This window comes from Pyxidicoccus trucidator, from assembly GCF_010894435.1.
Classification (GTDB): Bacteria; Myxococcota; Myxococcia; order Myxococcales; family Myxococcaceae; genus Myxococcus; species Myxococcus trucidator.
Window position 1 is genome coordinate 1 of sequence record NZ_JAAIXZ010000033.1, and the last position, 4,800, is coordinate 4,800.

The 4,800-nt window shown below is 71.3% G+C and carries 1 protein-coding gene; it reads right to left on the bottom strand.

Translation table 11 applies throughout. From position 1 onward, the window contains the following. Positions 1-4,800, bottom strand: a 4,800-nt coding sequence (locus G4D85_RS46865) for a non-ribosomal peptide synthetase (RefSeq protein WP_164021357.1), incomplete at both ends; no start/stop codon positions are given.

Genomic DNA, 4,800 nt, shown 5'->3' on the forward strand with positions numbered 1-4,800 from the left:
TGGAGGCGAGCAGGGCCATGAAGAGGGTGGCGCCCTCCTTCTGGCTGAGGGCTTCCAGGGAGCGGCCGAGCTGGGGCGAGAGGCGGAAGCTGACCAGACCGCCACGGAAGGACTGGACGGGCGGGCGAGGGAAGTCGGTGGGCAGCTCCAGCGCATGAGGCGCGCCGGAGAGCTGCTGCTTCCACCAGGACACCTGCCTGTCGAGAGTGTCGCCATGCAGCCACGAGCGCTGCCAGACGGCGAAGTCGGCGTACTGCACGGGCAGCTCGGGCAGGGACGAAGGCCGGCCAGCGGAGAAGGCCTGGTAGAGGGCGCCAATCTCGGAGACGAGCACGCCCATGGACCAGCCGTCGGAGACGACGTGGTGCATGTTGAGCAGCAGCACGTGCTGCTGCTCGGCCAGGCGCAGGAGTGACGCGCGCAGCAGCGGGCCGCGGGTCAAATCGAAGGCGCGGACGGCATCCTGTTGCGCCAGCAGCCGGGCCCTGGCCTCGCGATCCTCGTTCGAGGACAGATCCAGAACCGGCAGGTCGAAGGGCGCGGGCGGAGAGATGAGCTGGACGGGAGTGCCGCCCTCGTCGCGGAAGGTGGTGCGCAGGGCCTCATGGCGGCGCACCAGCTCGGTGAAGGCGCGCCCCAGCGCAGCCACGTCCAGCATGCCGTCCAGCCGTAGGGCGGTGGGCATGTTGTACGAGGGCGAGCCGGGCTGGAGCTGATCCAGGAACCACAGGCGCTGCTGCGCGAAGGACAGCGGCAGCAGTCGATCCCGAGGGGCCGGGCGCAGCGGAGGCAGCTCCGCGTGGGTGCGGGTCTGCTCCACGCGCCGCGCAAGCTGCTCCAGCGTGGGCGCCTCGAAGAGGGCGCGGAGGGGCAGCTCGATGTTGAAGGCCGAGCGGATGCGAGCCACCACCTGGGTGGCCAGCAGCGAGTGGCCGCCCAGCTCGAAGAAGTGGTCGTGGATGCCCACACGCTCGACGCGCAGCACCTCGGCCCAGAGTGAGGCCAGCCGCTCCTCGGTGGGAGTTCGTGGCGCCACGTAGACACTGGCGGAGGCCAGCAGCGAGGCCTCCGGCGCGGGCAGCGCCTTGCGGTTCACCTTGCCGTTGGGCGTGAGGGGGAAGGCCTCCAGCGGCACGAGGGCGCCGGGCACCATGTACTCGGGCAGGTGCTCCTTGAGGAAGGCGCGCAGGGCGGACGGCTCGAGGGGCTGTGCCTGCGAGGTGAAGTAGCCCACCAGGCGCTGGTCGCCGGGCGAGTCCTCGCGCACGAGCACCAGGGCCTCGCGCACGTGGGGGTGCCGAGCGAGGGTGGCTTCGATTTCGCCCAGCTCGATACGGAAGCCGCGCAGCTTCACCTGGAAGTCGAGGCGGCCGAGGTAGTCAAGGGAGCCGTCGGCCCGCCAGCGCGCCTTGTCGCCGGTGCGGTACAGGCGGGCACCCGGAGCCGAGGAGAAGGGGTTGGGGACGAAGCGCTCCGCGGTGAGCGCGGGCTGCTCCATGTAGCCCCGCGCCAGGCCGTCGCCGCCAATGAACAGCTCTCCGGGTACACCGATGGGCACGGGCTGGCCGTGCGCGTCCAGGACATAGACGCGCGTGTGGGCCAGGGGCCTGCCAATGGGAAGAGAGGCGCCCTCTGCGTGCGAGGGCGCTGTCATGGAGTGGCTGGTCGCGAAGACGGTGCTCTCGGTCGGGCCGTAGCCGTTGACGACGGACGCAGGCAGCGCTTCCAGCACGCGGCGGACGTGCGGGGCGGAGACGACGTCGCCGCCCGTCAGCACCTGCTTCACCGTGCGCAGGCCCTCGAGGTTGCCCTCCACCATCTGGGTGAAGAGGCCGGAGGTGAGCCAGAGCGTCGTGACGCCGGACCGCTGGAGGGTGCGTCCCAGCTCTTCGAGCGAATGCGGCTGGGGCGGCATGACGACCAGCCTGGCGCCGTGCAGCAGCGCGCCCCACAGCTCCAGGGTGGAGGCATCGAAGGAGATGGGGGCGTTGAGGAGGAAGGTCTCCTCGGGCCCGAAGTGGGCGTAGTCGACGCCGAAGAAGGTGCGCAGCACCGCCCGGTGCGTCGTGCCCACGCCCTTGGGCCGGCCGGTGGAGCCGGAGGTGAAGTCGATATACGCGAGGCTGTCGGGCAGCGCGGCCGGGGGCGGCGCGTGCGCGGGCGCTTCTGCCAGGGAGGACTCCTCCAGCAGCACGGTGGACAGCCCTTCCGCGGGCAGCTTCGCCAGCAGCGCGCCGGTCGTGATGAGCACGCGCGGGCGCGCATCCTCCACCATGGCGGCGAGCCGCTCGCGCGGGTACGCGGGGTCCAGCGGGACGTAGGCCGCGCCGGCCTTGAGGATGCCCACCAGCGCTACCACCAGCTCCAGCGAGCGCTCCACGGCAATGGCCACGCGTGCGTCGGTGGACACGCCCAGGCTTCGCAGGTGGTGCGCGAGCCGGTTGGAGTGCGCGTCCAACTGGCGGTAGGTGAGCTTCGTGTCCTCGAACTCGACGGCGACCTTGTCGGGGTGGCGGGCCACCACCTGGGCGAAGACGTCGGGCAGGGTGGACTCGCGCGGGTAGTCCGTGCCGAGGGAGGTGTCGTTCCAGTGCACCAGCAGCTGCTGGCGCTCGGCCTCGGACAGCAGGGGCAGCGCGCTGACGGGCGTCTGCGGCGCGGTGACGGCGGCCTCCAACAGGGCACCCAGGTGGCGCACCATGCGGGCGGCGGTGGCCTGGGTGAAGAGGTCGGTGCTGAACTGAAGGCTGCCGCCGAAACCGTCGGCGGACTCGGCCAGGTTGAGGGTGAGCTCGAACTTGGCCGCGGCGGTGTCCTCGGCCTCGAACGGGCGCAGCGACAGGCCGGGAAGCGGCATGTCCTGCACGGGCGCGTTCTGCAGGGCGAAGAGCGCCTGGAACAATGCCGAGCGGCTCAGGTCGCGCACGGGCTGCAGTTCCTCGACGAGCTTCTCGAACGGAACGTCCTGGTGCTCGTAGGCACCGAGGGTGGCCTTGCGGACCTCGGCCAGTACCTCTTGGAAGGTGCGCTGTCCGTCGAAGTGGGTGCGCAGGACGAGGGTGTTGACGAAGAAGCCGATGAGGGCCTCGGTCTCCGCGTGGCGGCGGCCGGCGATGGGGGTGCCGACGACGACATCGTCCTGGCCGGAGTAGCGCGACAGCAGCAACTGGAAGGAGGCCAGCAGCAGCATGAAGGGCGTGGCGCCTTCGCGCTGTGCCAGGGCCTTGAGGGACTCGCTCAGCTCGCGCGACAGGCGCACGGGCACCGAGGCGCCGCGAGGCGAGAGAACGGGCGGACGCGGGAAGTCGGTGGGCAGCTCCAGGTGCGCGGGCGCTCCAGAGAGGTACTGCTTCCACCAGGACACCTGCTGCGCCAGCGCATCGCCGTGCAGCCACGAGCGCTGCCAGAGGGCGTAGTCCGCGTACTGCACGGGCAGCTCGGCCAGGGGCGAGGGCTGGCCGGAGGAGCAGGCCGCGTAGAGCATCCCCATCTCGCGTACCAGCACGCCCATGGACCAGCCGTCGGAGACGATGTGGTGCACGTTGAGCAGCAGCACGTGCTGCTGCTCGGACAGGCGCAGGAGCGAGGCGCGCAGCAGGGGACCGTGGGTCAGGTCGAAGGCGCGTCCGGCCTCTTCCATGGCCAGACGGCGTGCCTCGGCTTCGCGGTCCTCGCGCGAGGACAGGTCCACCATGGGCAGGTGGAAGGGCGCGGGTGGAGCGATGAGCTGGACGGGGGTGCCGCCTTCATCGCGGAAGTGGGTGCGCAGGGCTTCATGGCGACGCACCAGCTCGGTGAAGGCGCGCTCCATCGCGGCCACATCGAGTGCTCCGTCGAAACGGAGCGCGGTGGGCATGTTGTACTGGATGCCGCCGGGCTGGAGCTGGTCCAGGAACCACAGGCGTTGCTGGGCGAAGGACAGCGGCAGCGGCGCGTCCTTCCGGGGCATCGGACGCAGTGGGGGTAGCGAGGCGCCTTGAGCAGCCTGGTCGACGCGGGCGGCGAGCCCCTCCAGGGAGGAGGCCTCGAAGAGGGCGCGCAGGGGCAGCTCGACGTTGAACGCCGAGCGGATGCGGGCGACGAGCTGGGTGGCGAGCAGGGAGTGGCCGCCCAACTCGAAGAAGCTGTCCTGCAGGCCCACCTTGTCGACGCGCAGCACTTCGGCCCAGATGCTCGCCAGCGCTTGCTCGGTGGGAGTCCGCGGCGCCACGTAGGCGCGCAGCTCGGCGCGAGACTCCGGGGCAGGCAGGGCCTTGCGGTCCACCTTGGCGTTGGCCGTGAGCGGGAAGGAGTCCAGGCGCACCAGGGCGGAGGGCACCATGTACTCGGGCAGTCGCCCTTGCAGGTGCGCGCGCAGGGCGCCCAGATCCAGGGAGGCGTCGGCGGTGAGGTAGCCGACGAGACGCTTGTCGCCGGGCACGTCCTCACGAGCGAGGGCAACAGCCTCGCGCACGCCGGGGAAGGCGAGCAGGGCGGCCTCGACTTCGGCGAGCTCGATGCGGAAGCCGCGAATCTTCACCTGGAAGTCAGTGCGGCCGAGGAACTCGAGCACGCCGTCGTGGCGCCAGCGAGCCAGGTCGCCGGTGCGGTACATGCGCGCGCCGGGAGTGGGGCTGAAGGGGTTGGGGAGGAAGCGCTCGGCGGTGAGGTCGGGGCGGCGCACGTAGCCGCGGGCCAGGCCCTCGCCGCCGATGAAGAGCTCCCCGGGCACGCCAGCGGGCACCGGCTGGCCGTGCGGGTCGAGCAGGTACACCTGGGTGGCGGTGATGGGGGTGCCGATGGGAATGGAGGCGGGCACCT